We start from the raw sequence: 14,555 nt of genomic DNA, 5'->3' as shown, positions 1-14,555 counted from the left end.
TGTCGAGGCGGCCCTCGGCGGGCCGCGCCCAGTCAGATCCCGTCCAGCAGGTCGCCAGCCTGTGGCGGCTGCAGCCCCAGATGCCGGAACGCCGTTGCCGTGGCCACGCGGCCGCGCGGCGTACGCTGCAGGTAGCCTTGCTGAATCAGATACGGCTCGATCACGTCTTCGATCGTGTCGCGTGCCTCGCCAATGGCCGCCGCCACGTTGTCCAGCCCCACCGGCCCGCCATCGAAGCGGTGGATGATGGCCTCCAGCAGCTTGCGGTCCATCACGTCAAAGCCCACCGGGTCCACGTCCAGCATGGCCAGGGCCTTGTCGGCCATGGGCCGGGTGATGCGCCCGTCGCCCTTGACCTCGGCATAGTCGCGCACGCGCCGCAGCAGGCGGTTCGCGATCCGGGGGGTGCCCCGTGAACGTCGCGCCACCTCCATCGCGCCTTCTTCGTCGATCGGCGCGCCCAGCAGCCGGGCCGAGCGCGTCACGATGCGGCCCAGTTCCTCGGCCGAATAGAACTCCAGCCGCGCGACGATGCCGAAGCGATCCCGCAAGGGGTTGGTCAGCATGCCGGCCCGCGTGGTGGCGCCCACCAGCGTGAACGGCTGCAGATCCAGCTTGATCGAGCGCGCCGCCGGCCCTTCACCGATCATGATGTCGATCTGGTAGTCCTCCAGCGCGGGGTAGAGGATTTCCTCGACCACGGGGCTCAGGCGGTGGATTTCGTCGATGAACAGCACATCGTGTCGCTCGAGGTTGGTCAGGATGGCCGCCAGGTCCTTCGGCTTTTCCAGCACCGGGCCCGAGGTCTGGCGCAGGTTCACGCCCAGCTCGGTCGCGATGATGTGGCTCAGCGTCGTCTTGCCCAGCCCCGGCGGGCCGAACAGCAGCACGTGGTCGAGCGCCTCCTGACGCTTGCGCGCCGCACCGATGAAGATCTCCAGCTGCTCGCGCGCCTTCGCCTGTCCCACATACTCGTCCAGATCCTTCGGGCGCAGCGCCCGTTCCAGCGCATCCTCGTTGCTGGACGCCACGGAAGCGCCCACCACACGGTCTGCGCCTCCCAGCTCTTCCAGGAAGGGCGAGGCCCCACCCGCGGTGCGAGCCTTGCGGGCGGGGGCCGGACTGAAGTCGTCGGTCTGGATACTCATACAGTGATTATCGGCCGATCTCGCTTCGGATGGCGGCCTTGGTGCCGCCATTCTTCCGGCGTGACGCCGCCCCCGCCTCAAGGTCGAATGATGAGTTGTTCGGACATTATTGTTGCGGGCGGGCAACGTGGCCCGGCCGAGAGACCCGTTTATGACAACCGTGTCATCACCTTGCCGGAAGAAGTCTGCTGCAATGCATCTCAGTTTCAGACGGACCTGCCCGTTTTCGCGTCGGCAAGTTTTCACACGGTGAATCCGTTGTGGTCCCCATCGCAACCGTCTGAAGCGTTCGAAACTAACTGGAGAAGTCCATGAAAAAGACTCTGCTGGCTCTGGCTGCCATCGCCGCATCCTCTGCTTCCTTCGCTCAATCGTCCGTCACCCTGTACGGCGTGGTCGATGCCTCGCTGGAAAGCGTCAAGGGCGGCACTGCCGCCGCAGGCTCCAACACCGTGACCCGTGTGTCGTCGGACAACCTGGCGACGTCGCGCCTGGGCTTCCGTGGCACGGAAGACCTGGGTGGTGGCCTGAAGGGCAACTTCGTTCTGGAAACCGGCGTGAAGTCGGACACCGGTGTGAGCGGCAGCAACGGTCGCTTCTTTGACCGCGCCGCATGGCTGGGTCTGTCTGGTGGCTTCGGCGAACTGCGTCTGGGCCGTCAGGATTCCTCGATCGGCATGATCGCTGGTAACACCTCGCTGCTGGGCGCTCAAGGCTACGACGATCTGCGCATCGTTAATACGTTTGCCTCGAACAAGTATCGTCGCCTGGACAATGCCATCACCTATGTCCTGCCCACCCTGTTGCCGGGCCTGAGCGCTCAGGTGCAATACAGCACGCAAGCTGACGGCACGACGAACACAATCGCCGGTAGCGGCGGCGGTGAAACGGGTGGCGATATCGGCAAGACCTGGGGCCTGAATGCTCAGTACGCTGCCAACGGTCTCGTCGCAGGTCTGGGCTACGTCAACGGCAAGGCAAACGCTGCCGGTTCGGTGAAGGACTCCGCGGCGCTGGTGTACGCGGGTTATGACTTTGCCGTGGCAAAGCTGACCGGTTACTACAACATGGACAAGACCACTGACGCCGCTGAAATCCGCCGCGTGTATGGCATTCGTGTTGACGTGCCGGTGAGCCAGCAATTCGCTGTCCAGGCTTCGGTGGCCAAGGCCAAGAACACTAGCGCTGACGCTAATGGCGCACCTACCGTTGCCGGCGATGCTGATAACGCCACCATCGTCGCTTTGAAGGGTGTGTACGCCCTGTCGAAGCGCACCTCGGTCTACGGCCTGTTCACCAACGTGAACAACGGCGACGCGTCGAGCCTGGGTGTAGCCAGCTACGCCAACACCGCTGGCAACACCGCCCGTGGTCTGGCTGTGGGCGTGGCCCACAAGTTCTGATTCAAGTTAATCGGACATTCCAAAAAGGGCCTTCGGGCCCTTTTTTCATGACCGTGCGCAGGGCGTGAATTCAGCCCTTCCCATAGCGGGCGCTGGCGCTTTCCATCGCCGCATGCATTCGCCTTTCACCTCAACGACTTAACCCAGCAGGTCAAACCTCCCCCATCGGGTGTAGTCATTTCGCGACACATCGCGTAAACCTCAAGAGGCGGCAAACGACCGTTCCGCAACAATTTCTTCGTCCCTCTGCTGAGGGGGTACCAAGGAGAAACAAATGCAGAAATCCGTCCTCACCAGCGCTGTCACGCTGGCCCTGGCCACCTTCGGCGCTGGTGCAGCGTTTGCCCAGTCGAGCCTGACCCTCTACGGCAACGCCGACGTCAGCTTCGACAACGTTCACAAGACCGCTGGTGTCCCGCTGCTGAATGGCACCTTGCCTGTTTTGAATGGTCAGTCTGCTGCAGCAGCCACCCAAGGCACTGACTCGACTGTGTCTCGTGTTTCGCCAAGTGCAACCTCGCAGACCTCTTTCGGTTTCCGCGGCACGGAAGACATGGGCGGTGGTTTCAAAGCCTCGTTCGTCCTGGAAGGGCAATTGAGCCACGACACCGGCGGCCTGAGCCAAGATGGTCGAATCTTCGGCCGTCAGAGCTACGTTGGCCTGACCACACCCTACGGCGAGATTCGTCTCGGCCGTCAGTACGCCCCGATCTTCTATTCGACCGCATTCGTGACGGGCGAGCGTTTCGGCGCGACCGACTTGTTCATTGAGGGCGGTGCCACGAATAACCTTCAGGTTCGTTGGGATAACCAGGTGAGCTACTGGGTGCAGGCCGGTGGCTTCACGGGCTCAGTCGCGTACTCCCCGAATGCTGGCTCGCTGGGCGTGGTTTCTGCGGCTCGTGGCGCCCAGGTAACTTCAACGGTGGGTGGCATCTTGGGTGCGGCTAGCGCTGGTGCCGAGTCCGCGACGAACACTGGGCGTGCGCTCGGCGCCTTCGGTAACTACGCTTTCAGCCCCAATTTCAACGTTACCTTGGGTCTGCACCGTAACCAGTTTGGCGGTGCATCGTTCGGTGTATTCAGCGGCGGTGCTCTGGTTGCTTCCACCTACAAGCTGGAGCGTTACGACGCGGCCAACCTTGGTGCGAAGTACACGTTCGAGAACGGCATCATGATCGACGGTGCGTTTGGTCAAGGTCGGTATGACTTCACCACGAGCGACGACCACATGCGTCTGCGCTTCTTTGCCGTCGGCACCCGTATCCCGATGGACAAGTGGACCTTCTCGGCGCAGGCCTCGCAGATCAAGTTCGCCAACTTCACGAAGGGCAAGGACACCGGGCTGATGCTGGGCGCCGAATACGCCCTGTCGAAGCGGACCTCGCTGTTCGCCCGTGCTGTCCAGATCCGTGACGATGAAGGCCAGCGCGCTGACGCAGGTTTCGCAGGAGCGATCGGCACGATCGCTGGCGGTCCGAACGTCATTGCCACTACCTTCGGCTTCCGCGAGACCCCGGTCTTCGCTGGCGCGGGCATCAACCCCGGCGGCACCGCCCGCTACGTGGGCGCCGGCATCCGCCACAGCTTCTGATCTTCGGTGACGAGGAGACAATAAAAAGAAGAAACGGAGCCGCCCTTCGGGGCGGTCTTCCCGTTCAGACCCGACAACAACAAGCAAAAGGGGCGCCTGTGGCGCCCCTTTGTCATGCTGGCCATGCGGCCCGTGTGCTCAACGCGGCAGTCGGCGTTCCAGGCGGAACAGGTCGTTCACGGCCTCGCGCTCGCGCACCACCCACACCTGCTCGCCGTCCACCATCAATTCGGCGGCCCGCCCGCGCGTGTTGTAGTTGCTGGCCATGGTCATGCCATACGCTCCGGCCGACAGCACAGCCAGCACGTCGCCCGGCTGCACGGCCAGCGCGCGGTCGCGCCCCAGCCAGTCACCCGATTCGCACACCGGCCCCACCACGTCCCACACCGGCGCGTCGCCTTCGCGAACCTGCGTGTTCACGATGGCCATCCACGCTTCGTACAGCGCCGGGCGCGCCAGGTCGTTCATCGCCGCGTCCACCACGCAGAAGTTCTTGTGCTCGCCCGGCTTGAGGTACATCACCTCGGTGAGCAGCACCCCGGCGTTCCCGACCAGCGAGCGACCCGGCTCGAACAGCAGCTCGCGGTGGCCATGGCCACGCGCGTCAATGCGGGCCAGCAGCTGGCCGATCAGCACGTCGGCGCCGGGTGGCGTCTCGTCGGTGTAGGTGATGCCCAGGCCACCGCCCAGGTCCAGATGGTGGATCGGCACGCCGGCCGCCTCGATGGCTTCGACCAGGTCCAGCACGCGATCCAGGGCGTCAAGGTAAGGCGACACCTCGGTGATCTGCGAGCCGATGTGGCAGTCGATCCCCGTCACCGCGATGCCAGGCAGGCTGGCTGCGCGGCGGTAGGTGGCCAGAGCCAGTTCGTGCGCCACGCCGAACTTGTTGCCTTTCAGTCCGGTCGAGATATAGGGGTGCGTGCCGGCATCCACATCCGGATTCACGCGCAGGCTGACTTGTGCCGTGCGCCCCAGGCCCGAGGCCACTTGCGAAAGCACCTCCAGTTCAGCGGTGCTCTCCACGTTGAAGCAGCGCACGCCGGCCTCCAGGACCTGCTTCATCTCGGCGCGCGTCTTGCCCACGCCCGAGAAGACGACCTTGGCCGGATCGCCGCCGGCGGCCAGCACGCGGGCCAGCTCGCCGCCCGACACGATGTCGAAGCCGCAGCCGGCCTCGGCAAAGGTTTGCAGCACGGCGAGGTTCGAGTTGGCCTTCACCGCGTAGCAGACGAGGTGAGGACGGCCCTGCAGCGCCTTCTGATAGGGCGCGAGCGCCGCGAGCATGGCCTGGCGCGAGTACACGTACAGCGGCGTGCCGTGCGTCTGAGCAAGGGCCTTCAGCGAAACGCCTTCCAGGTGAAGGTCATTGCCGCGGTAGGCCAGGAAGGGGGAGCCGGGAAGGGTCATTTTCTGGGGAGGGTTGGGGGTGGCGGTTCGCTGCCGTCTCGGTCGGGCAGGTAGAGCGAGCCTTTCTGGCCGCAGGCCGACAGGCCCGCGAGGACGCCAAGCAGCGCGCACGCCACAACGGCGCGGCGCCGGCCCCACGTTTTCAGTGGAGATCGGTCGGTGCGGTGCCCTTGCGGTTCCGGGCTGCCTAGAATTTCGAACTTGCGACTCATTCCGACATTCTAAGGATCCCTGCCATGAGCACCTCCCTCGATACGACCTCCGGGCTCACCGACGCCCAGTACGACGAGGCGATCCGGGTCGCGCTCGCGCGCATCGAAACCACCGTGGACCGCTGGCTGGAGGACGACGTGATCGACATCGACTCGGCGCGCACGGGCAGCATGATCACGTTGTCGCTGCCGAACCGCAGTCAGCTCATCGTCAATGCGCAGCCGCCGTTGCACGAGCTGTGGCTCGCGGCCCGGCGCGGCGGCTTCCATTTCCGCCACGACCTTGCCACGGGCCGGTGGCTGGACACGCGCACGGGCGAGGAATTCTTCAGCCTGCTTTCCAGTTGCGCCAGCGAACAGGGCAATTGCCCCGGCCTGCAGTTCTGACGGCAGGCGAGGCAGCTCAGGGCTGCTTGTCGCCGCCGAACATGTCGAGAATGCCGCGCTTCTCCTCGGCCGAGGTGGGCGGCGGCGCGCTGGCTGGGCTCTCACTGCCGTCCGGCGCCAGCTCGCGCACCCCCGTGCCGGCGGTGTATTCCTCGTAGAACCACTCGCCGCCGATCTGCACCACGCCGGGCGGCACCACGGGCTCGGTCACGGGGACGTCGCGCAGCGCCGTGCCCATGAATTCGATCCACACGGGCAGCGCCAGCCCGCCGCCGGTCTCGCGGTCACCCAGCTTGCGCGGCTGGTCGTAGCCGATCCACACCACCGCCACATTGGTGCTGCTGTAGCCCGCAAACCAGGCGTCCATCGAGTCGTTGGTCGTGCCGGTCTTGCCGTACAGGTCGGGGCGCTTGAGGGTGGCCTGTGCGCGCGCGGCCGTGCCCGAGCGGGTCACCTCCTGCAGCAGGCTGCTCATGATGAACGCGTTGCGGGCGTCGATGCTGCGCATGCGTTCGTCCAGCGGCGTGGGGCGATTCTGAGCGAGCACCATGCCGCGGTTGTCGGTCACGCGCGTCACCAGCATGGGGTTCACGCGGTAGCCCCCGTTGGCAAAGACCGCATAGGCGTTCGCCATCTGCAGCGGCGTCACCGAGCCGGCGCCCAGCGCCATCGTCAGGTAGGCCGGGTGCTTCTCGGCGTCGAAACCGAAGCGCGTGATCCAGTCCTGGGCGTAGCGCGCACCGACCGACTTCAGCACGCGGATCGAAATCATGTTCTTGGACTTTGCAAGCCCGCGGCGCAGCGACATCGGGCCTTCGTACTTGCCGTCGTAGTTCTTGGGCTCCCACGGCTGGCTGCCGGTCACGCCGGTGTCGAAGAACAGCGGGGCGTCATTGACCGTTGTGGCAGGGGTGAACCCCTTTTCAAGGGCGGCCGAATAGATGAAGGGCTTGAAGCTCGAACCCGGCTGCCGCCACGCCTGGGTGACGTGGTTGAACTTGTTGCGGCGGAAATCGAAGCCGCCCACCATGGCCCGGATGAGGCCCGTGCGGGGGTCCATCGACACAAAGGCGCCTTCGACGTCGGGCAGCTGTTGCACGAACCATTTGCCTTCGCCGTTGCGGTTGACCCGGATGATGGCGCCGCGACGGATTTGATGCTTGGGGCTCGCCTTGTCGGTCAGGGCCTGACCCACGGCCTTCAGACCCTCTGGGCCGATCACCAGCTGTTCGCCGCTCTGCAGCACGGCCACGATCTGACGGGGTTCGGCCTGCAGCACCACGGCGGCGCGGTTCGTGTCGCTGTCCGGGTGGTCTTCCAGGGCCTCGGCCACGCGCACGTCCACCTGCTTCGGGTCGCTCGGCAGCTCGATGGAGCCCTGTGGCCCGCGCCACGCCTGGCGCCGGTCGAAGTCCAGCAGGCCCTTGCGCAGGGCCGTCCAGGCGGCGGTCTGCTCTGCCATGTCGATCGACGTGTAGACGTTCAGGCCGCGGGTGTAGGCCTCGGCGCCGTATTGCTCGATCATCAGCAGGCGAGCGGCTTCGGCCGCGTAATCCGCGTGCAGCGGGATCGGGGCCTTCGTCCGGTAGCGCAGCGCTTCTGCCTTGGCGACATCGCGCTCGTCGGCGGTGATGAAGCCGTTCTCCAGCATGCGGTCGATGATGTACTGCTGGCGCAGCGTCGCGCGCTTCGGGTTGCGCACCGGGTTGTAGGCCGACGGGGCCTTGGGCAGGCCGGCCAGCATGGCCGCCTCGGCAATCGTGATCTCGCGCAGGGGCTTGCCGAAGTAGGTGTCGCAGGCCGCGGCGAAACCATAAGCCCGCTGCCCCAGATAGATCTGGTTCATGTAGAGCTCGAGGATCTGGTCCTTGCTCAACTGCCGCTCGATCTTGATCGCGAGCAGGATCTCGTAGATCTTGCGGGTGAACGTTTTTTCGGTGGGCAGATAGAAATTGCGCGCGACCTGCATCGTGATGGTCGATGCACCCTGGCTGCGCGACTCGCTGAAGTTCGCCAGTCCGGCACGCAGCACACCGACGTAGTCGACCCCCCCGTGCTGGTAGAAACGGGCGTCTTCGATGGCCAGCACGGCGTCGCGCATCACCTTCGGGATGGCCCGGATCGGGGTGAATTCACGTTTTTCCTCGCCGTATTCGCCAATCAGCACGCCGTCCGACGAATAGACGCGCAGTGGGATCTTGGGCCGGTAATCTGCAAGGCCGCGCACCTCGGGGAGGTTGGGATAGGCGACTGCCAGGCCGAGTGCGGCCAGCAGCAGCACGGAGAGCACGCCGGCCAGGGCCAGCCCGAACAGGGCCGCAAGGGGCCGCAGCAGCCACGTGGCCCACCAGGGGCGGCCACCACGCGGGGGGGCGCCGCTGGGAGAAGGGGGGCTGGAAGGCTGCTGCGTGTCGCTCATCATCTCTGACCGTGGAAGGTGCGCGGATTATAGAAACCAGTTGCATCCGCGCCGTTACACCACCCTGATTCGACAAGAAGCATCAGATTGCGGATGTTTGCAACGGCTTGTAAGGCGTGTGCAACTCGCAACGGGACGGGGGATTCTCCTGCTTTCTCTCAGCGCAACCCCATTTTCTTTGCTGCTAGCATTGATCTGGTTTATTAACTTTCCAGCGTCGGGCCCCGACGCATGGGGGATCGTGTGAGCTTTCTTGACACGCTCTTGGGCCGCAAGCACCCGCCGATGATCGGACTGGACATCAGTTCATCGAGCGTGAAGCTGGTCGAATTGAGCCAGTCTGCATCTGGCGATTACGTATTGGAACGGTTTGCTTCAGAACCCTTCGAGAAGGGCTGGATTGCCGACGGCCAGATCGAGAAATTCGATGAGGTGGCGGAAGCCGTGCGCAAGGTCGTGACCAAGAGCGGCACGCGCACCAAGCACGTCGCGATGGCGATGCCGCAGTCGGCCGTGATCACCAAGAAGATCATGCTGCCGGCCGGCCTGCGCGAGGAAGAAATGGAGATGCAGGTAGAGGCGGAAGCCAACCAGTACATCCCGTTCTCGCTCGACGAAGTCAGTCTCGATTTCTGCGTCATCGGCCCGAGCCCGTCCTCCGCGGGCGACGTCGAGGTCATGATCGCGGCCTCACGCAAGGACCGCGTGCAGGACCGGCAGGGTCTTGCCGAAGCTGCTGGCATGAAGCCTGCCATCCTCGACATCGAGTCGTATGCGTCTCGCCTGGCGGTGCAGCGTCTGATCGAAGCGCTGCCGGGGCAGGGCAAGGATGCGCTGGTGGCGCTGTTCGAGATCGGTGCCGAGAACACCAGCCTGAAGGTGCTGCGCGACAACGAACTGCTGTACGACCGCGACCAGGCTTTTGGCGGCGCGCAGCTGACCCAGCTCATCTCGCGGCAGTACGGTTTCTCGTTCGAGGAAGCCGAGCTCAAGAAGCTGTCGGGCGACCTGCCCGAGGACTTCCAGTCCACCATCCTCGGCCCCTTTGTGGACAGCCTCTCGCAGGAGATCGGGCGCGCCTTGCAGTACTTCTTCACCAGCACGCCGCACCACAAGGTGCACTACGTGATGCTTGCCGGTGGCACCGCCACGCTGCCCGGCCTCAAGGACCGCGTGACCGAACTCACCGGCTTTGCCTCGATGGTGATCAACCCCTTCGAAGGCATGAAGCTCGGCTCGGCCGTGCGTGAAAGCAAGCTCCGCCGCGAGGCGCCTTCCTACTTGACGGCCTGTGGCCTGGCGATGCGGAGGTTCCTCGCATGATCCTCATCAACCTCCTGCCTCACCGCGAGGAAAAACGCCGGCTTCGCAAGCAGGCCTTCTTCGTCGGGTTGGGGCTGTCGGCCGTGGCCGGCGCGGTCCTGGTCGCACTCTGGTACGTCGTGCTGCAGCAGATGACCGCCTCGCAGATGGAGCGCAACGACTTCCTGCGCGGGGCCATCACCAAGCTGGACGAAGAGATCAAGGACGTCTCGTCGCTCAAGAGCGAGATCGAGGCCCTGAAGGCCCGTCAGCGCGCCGTGGAAGACCTTCAGACCGACCGCAACATGCCGGTCTACCTGCTCAATGAACTGGTGCGCCAGACGCCCGAAGGGGTCTACCTGACAGCCATCCGTCAGGATGGCCAGTCGGTGCTGGTCAACGGGCAGGCCCAGACCAACGAACGTGTGGCCGAGTTCCTGCGCAACACCAATGCCAATTCGCAGTGGCTGGAGCGTGCCGACCTGCAGGAAATCAAGGCGGTGGCGAGCAACGCCCGCGACAACAAGCGCCTCTTCGACTTCTCCATGCGGGTCAGCCTGAAGCGTCCGCAGGACGTCAGCGCTGCGGCGGCCGCGGCCGCTTCGGCGACCGCCGCGCCTTCTGCGCCTGCACCGGGCGCATCGGCCCCGGCGGCACCCGCGTCGGCCCCTGTCGTGCCGGCCTCCGCCGCCGCGTCATCCTGAGGCAAGGCCATGGCCAAGAACATCAACATCGATCTGAACGCCTGGTTCGAGCAGGCTCAAGAGCAGTTCCGCGGGCTCAACCCCAACGAGCCCGGACAGTGGCCCTTGCTGCCCAAGCTGGCCACGTTTGCCGCCACCACGCTCGGCGTGCTGGCGTTCGGCTGGTTCACGCTGGTGTCGGGCCAGAGCGAGGAGCTCCAGGCCCAGGTGGACACCGAGCCCCGACTGAAGGAAGAGTACCGGAGCAAGGTCGCGCAGGCCGTGAACCTCAGCGAGTTGCGCAAGCAGCGCGTGCAGGTCGAGGAATACGTCAAGCAGCTGGAAAAGCAGCTGCCAGGCAAGGCCGAGATGGACGCACTGCTGTCTGACATCAACCAGGCCGGTCTGGGCCGTGGCCTCGAGTTCGAGCTGTTCCGCCCGGGTCAGGTCTCGGTGAAGGACTACTACGCCGAGCTGCCGATCTCCATCAAGGTGTCCGGCCGCTATCACGACATCGGGGCCTTCACGGCCGACATCGCCAACCTGTCGCGGATCGTGACCCTGCACAACCTGGTCATCCTGGGCGCGTCGAAGGACGCCAACGCCGCGCTGTCCATGGAAGCCACGGCGCGTACCTACCGCTACCTGGACCAGGCCGAAGTGGACGCCATGCGCGCCGACAAGCAGAAGGGGAAAGCCAAGTGATCCCGCAGTCTCAACGTTGGCTGACCGCGCTGCTGGGCGTGGCCCTGCTGGCCGGGTGCAGTGCCGAGCAGGATGAGCTCAACGCCTGGATGGAGCAGCAGCGCCATGAGGTTCGGCCGAGCGTCACCCCGCTGTCGCCGCCTCAGAAGTTCAACCCGCAGGCCTACAGTGGCATGGACGGCGTCGAGCCCTTCAGTGTGCAGAAGCTGACCGGCGCGCTGCGCCAGGAGGCTCGCCAGCCGAACTCGGCTGTCGCGGCCGAGCTGAACCGCCGCAAGGAGCCGCTCGAGTCCTTCCCGCTCGACAGCATGACCATGGTGGGCAGCGTCAACAAGCGCGGGACGCCCTACGCGCTGCTCAAGGTCGACAACCTGCTGTACCAGGTGAAGGCAGGCGAGTACCTCGGCCAGAACTTCGGCAAGATCACCCGGATCACCGAAACCGAGATCACCCTGCGAGAGATCGTCCAGGACGCCGCGGGCGAATGGATTGAACGTCCCACGACGCTGCAACTGCAGGAGAGTGGGCGATGACATTGAAGCTGGAGAAACTGACTATGAAACCGTGGCGTATGGCGTTGGCCGGCCTCTCGCTGGCATGTGTGTCGCCGCTGTCCTGGGCTGCCGCCGCCATTCAGGCCATCAGCAGTGCCCAGCAGGCGGGTGCCGAGGTCGTGCGCATCGAGCTCAGCGAACCGCTGACCGCGTTGCCCGCCGGCTTCGTCGTGCAGACACCCCCGCGCATCGCGATCGACCTGCCGGGCGTGACCAGTTCGCTGGCCCGCAACCAGGTCGAGATCAACCAGGGCAACCTGCGTTCGGTGAACGTGGCCCAGGCCGGCGAGCGCACCCGCGTGGTGCTGAATCTTCGCCAGTCGGCCACCTACAAGGCGCAGCTGCAGGGCAATGCGCTGTTGCTGGTTCTGGATCCGGCCGCCGCCGGCACGCCCGAATCGGCCCCGGTGGCCCGTGCGGCCAAGGCCGACGATGCGGTGCACTTCGCCGACAGCCGCAATGCCACGCCGCTGGCACTCAAGGACATCGACTTCCGCCGTGGCCAGGATGGCGCCGGCCGTGTCGTGGTCGAACTGCCGAACAACCAGGTGGGCGTCGACATCAAGCAGCAGGGGCAGAGCCTGATGGTCGAGTTCCTGAAGACCGACCTGCCGGAGCGCCTGCGCCGCCGCTTCGATGTGACCGACTTCGGCACACCGGTGCGCCAGATGTCGGCCAGCCAGTCGGGCGACCGCGTGCGTCTGCTGGTCGAGCCCAAGGGCGACTGGGAGCACTCGGCCTACCAGACCGACAACCAGTTCGTGCTCGAGGTGCGCCAGCGCAAGGCCGACCCGAACAAGCTGACCCCGGGACCGGGCTACGCCGGTGAGCGCCTGTCGCTGAACTTCCAGAACATCGAAGTGCGCTCGCTGCTGCAGGTCATTGCCGACTTCACCAACTTCAACGTGGTGACCAGCGACAGCGTCACCGGCAACGTGACCCTGCGCCTGAAGGACGTGCCCTGGGATCAGGCGCTCGACATCATCCTGCAGGCCAAGGGCCTGGGCGTGCGCAAGTCGGGCAACGTGCTGTGGATCGCGCCGAAGGACGAGATCAACGCCAAGGAAAAGCTGGATCTGGAGGCCAAGGCCCAGGTTGCGCAGCTGGAGCCGACGCGCACGCAGTCCTTCCAGTTGAACTACACGAAGGCCGAAGTCATTGCGCGGGGCCTGTTGGGCACCAGCACGGGGGGCAGCAGTGGCAGCACGGCGTCGCGCATCCTGTCGCCGCGCGGCAGTGTGATCTTCGAAACCCGCACCAACCAGCTCTTCGTCAGCGACATCCCCTCCAAGCTGGAGGAAGTGCAGCAGATGATTGCCAAGATCGACATCCCGGTGCGCCAGGTGCTGATCGAGGCCCGCATCATCGAGGCGGTCGATTCGTTCGGTCGCACGCTGGGTGCGCGTCTGGGCACGGCCAACCAGACGGCGGTGGCGTCGGCAGGCAAGCTGAACCTCGGTGTGTCGGGCAACTACTCGGGGGTGGTCAATGAAACGGGCCAGAACCTGAGCGGTTCGGCGGCCAGTGTCGCGAACAGCTACTTCGTGAACCTGCCGGCCCAGGCCTTGTCCACTGGGGCTTCTGCCGCGTCGATCGGGGTCTCGCTGTTCTCGTCCAGCGTCAACCACGCGCTGAACCTCGAGATTTCGGCGCTGGAAGCCGACGGCAAGGGCAAGGTGGTGTCCAGCCCGCGGGTGATCACGGCCGACCAGGTCAAGGCCATCATCGAGTCAGGTGAGGAACTGCCGTATCAGCAGGCCACGTCGAGCGGGGCGACCTCGGTCACCTTCCGCAAGGCCAACCTGAAGCTGGAAGTCACGCCGCAGATCACGCCGGAAGGCAGCATCATCATGTCTGTGGACATCAACAAGGACAGCGTGGGCCGTGTGACCACCGCGGGCTTTGCGATCAACACCAAGCACGTCGAGACCCAGGTGCTGGTCGAGAACGGCGGCACCGTGGTCATCGGTGGTATCTTCACGCAGTCCGAAGACGAAACGGAAAACAAGGTGCCGCTGCTTGGCGACATCCCGGTGGTCGGTTTCTTCTTCAAGAACAACGTCCGCAACCGTGCCCGGTCGGAGTTGCTCGTCTTCCTGACCCCGAAGGTGGTTTCGGACAAGACCGCCCTGCGTTGATCTGACCGGCTTGGTTTCTGTTGTTTCTCTGGTAGGCCTGCCCGGCGGTGGCAAGACCACGGTCGGGCGCCAGCTTGCGCGGCGCCTGGGTGCACGCTTCGTCGATGCGGACCATGTGCTGGAAGAGCGGCTCGGCATGCCGATCCGTGCGTTCTTCGAGCAGCACGGCGAGCCGGCCTTTCGTGACCTCGAAGAGCGGGTCATCGACGAACTGACGGCGCACACGGGCGAGCCGCTGGTGCTGGCCACCGGGGGCGGCGCGGTACTGCGGGCACCCAACCGGGCCCACCTTCGCGATCGCACCACCGTGGTCTATCTGCGCTCGACGCCGGAGGAACTGTTCCGCAGGCTGCGTCATGACACGCAGCGTCCGCTGCTGCAGGTGGCCGACCCGCTGTCCCGCTTGCGGGATCTGCATGCCCAGCGGCATCCGCTGTACGAGCAGACCGCCCACTTCTGCGTGGACACGGGCCGCCCGTCGGTGTCGATGCTGGTGGGGCTGATCCTGTCGCAACTGGAGCAGGCCGGCTGCCTGCCGCACGGCGAGGACCACGTCGGAGACCACGCGAGCGGGCCGAGTGCTGCACCGACCTGAATGCC

Annotated in this window: 13 protein-coding genes; 9 read left to right on the top strand and 4 right to left on the bottom strand. The window is 65.2% G+C overall.

The genetic code is table 11. From position 1 onward, the window contains the following. Positions 1-32: 32 nt before the first annotated feature. The gene (gene ruvB, locus DEH84_RS13070) at positions 33-1,148 is read right to left on the bottom strand and encodes a Holliday junction branch migration DNA helicase RuvB (RefSeq protein ID WP_109037244.1); all 1,116 of its coding nucleotides are present in this window, start codon (positions 1,146-1,148) and stop codon (positions 33-35) included. Between the two features lie 311 nt (positions 1,149-1,459). On the opposite strand from ruvB, the gene DEH84_RS13065 reads away from it, so the two are divergent. Both DEH84_RS13065 and DEH84_RS13060 read left to right on the top strand, forming a co-directional pair. Continuing rightward, entirely contained in the window at positions 1,460-2,551 is a 1,092-nt protein-coding gene (locus DEH84_RS13065) for a porin (protein WP_109037243.1), read from the top strand. Positions 2,552-2,825: 274 nt separating this feature from the next. After that, the gene (locus DEH84_RS13060; RefSeq protein WP_109037242.1) at positions 2,826-4,145 is read left to right on the top strand and encodes a porin; all 1,320 of its coding nucleotides are present in this window, start codon (positions 2,826-2,828) and stop codon (positions 4,143-4,145) included. Positions 4,146-4,283: 138 nt separating this feature from the next. On the opposite strand, the gene lysA is transcribed toward DEH84_RS13060, so the two are convergent. Continuing rightward, the gene (gene lysA / locus DEH84_RS13055) at positions 4,284-5,555 is read right to left on the bottom strand and encodes a diaminopimelate decarboxylase (protein ID WP_109037241.1); all 1,272 of its coding nucleotides are present in this window, start codon (positions 5,553-5,555) and stop codon (positions 4,284-4,286) included. Next, positions 5,552-5,767, bottom strand: coding sequence for an LPS translocon maturation chaperone LptM (gene lptM, locus DEH84_RS19760; RefSeq protein ID WP_109037240.1), 216 nt, complete (start codon positions 5,765-5,767; stop codon positions 5,552-5,554). The genes lysA and lptM overlap by 4 nt, the downstream gene beginning before the upstream one ends. 24 nt (positions 5,768-5,791) lie before the next feature. Here lptM and cyaY point away from each other — a divergent pair, with 24 nt between their 5' ends. Further along, positions 5,792-6,154, top strand: coding sequence for an iron donor protein CyaY (gene cyaY / locus DEH84_RS13045; protein ID WP_109037239.1), 363 nt, complete (start codon positions 5,792-5,794; stop codon positions 6,152-6,154). Positions 6,155-6,170: 16 nt separating this feature from the next. Here the strand turns inward: cyaY and DEH84_RS13040 are convergent, their stop codons facing one another. Then, positions 6,171-8,576 carry a penicillin-binding protein 1A gene (locus tag DEH84_RS13040; RefSeq protein WP_425428956.1) on the bottom strand — a complete coding sequence of 802 codons (2,406 nt, stop codon included), beginning with the start codon at positions 8,574-8,576 and terminating at the stop codon, positions 6,171-6,173. Between the two features lie 240 nt (positions 8,577-8,816). Between DEH84_RS13040 and DEH84_RS13035 the strand changes: the two genes are divergently transcribed. Genes DEH84_RS13035 through DEH84_RS13010 form a run of 6 tightly spaced genes read left to right on the top strand, consistent with a single transcriptional unit; the run spans position 8,817 to position 14,550 of the window. Then, entirely contained in the window at positions 8,817-9,896 is a 1,080-nt protein-coding gene (locus tag DEH84_RS13035) for a pilus assembly protein PilM (protein ID WP_109038388.1), read from the top strand. Next, entirely contained in the window at positions 9,893-10,579 is a 687-nt protein-coding gene (locus tag DEH84_RS13030) for a PilN domain-containing protein (RefSeq protein WP_109037238.1), read from the top strand. Before DEH84_RS13035 ends, DEH84_RS13030 begins: the two co-directional genes overlap by 4 nt. Before the next feature lie 9 nt (positions 10,580-10,588). Beyond that, complete coding sequence (locus DEH84_RS13025) at positions 10,589-11,263, top strand: type IV pilus inner membrane component PilO (RefSeq protein WP_109037237.1); 675 nt, start codon at positions 10,589-10,591, stop codon at positions 11,261-11,263. Next, complete coding sequence (locus DEH84_RS13020) at positions 11,263-11,796, top strand: pilus assembly protein PilP (protein WP_245932784.1); 534 nt, start codon at positions 11,263-11,265, stop codon at positions 11,794-11,796. The genes DEH84_RS13025 and DEH84_RS13020 overlap by 1 nt, the downstream gene beginning before the upstream one ends. Before the next feature lie 23 nt (positions 11,797-11,819). After that, the gene (locus DEH84_RS13015; RefSeq protein WP_245932584.1) at positions 11,820-13,955 is read left to right on the top strand and encodes a type IV pilus secretin PilQ; all 2,136 of its coding nucleotides are present in this window, start codon (positions 11,820-11,822) and stop codon (positions 13,953-13,955) included. Positions 13,956-13,965: 10 nt separating this feature from the next. Beyond that, positions 13,966-14,550 carry a shikimate kinase gene (locus tag DEH84_RS13010; protein WP_109037236.1) on the top strand — a complete coding sequence of 195 codons (585 nt, stop codon included), beginning with the start codon at positions 13,966-13,968 and terminating at the stop codon, positions 14,548-14,550. The last annotated feature ends 5 nt before the right edge of the window (positions 14,551-14,555 follow it).

Source organism: Aquabacterium olei (assembly GCF_003100395.1).
In the GTDB taxonomy this organism is placed as follows: Bacteria; Pseudomonadota; Gammaproteobacteria; order Burkholderiales; family Burkholderiaceae_C; genus Aquabacterium; species Aquabacterium olei.
The sequence above is the reverse complement of the archived record's forward strand: the minus strand, read 5'-3'. Positions and strand labels throughout refer to the sequence as shown.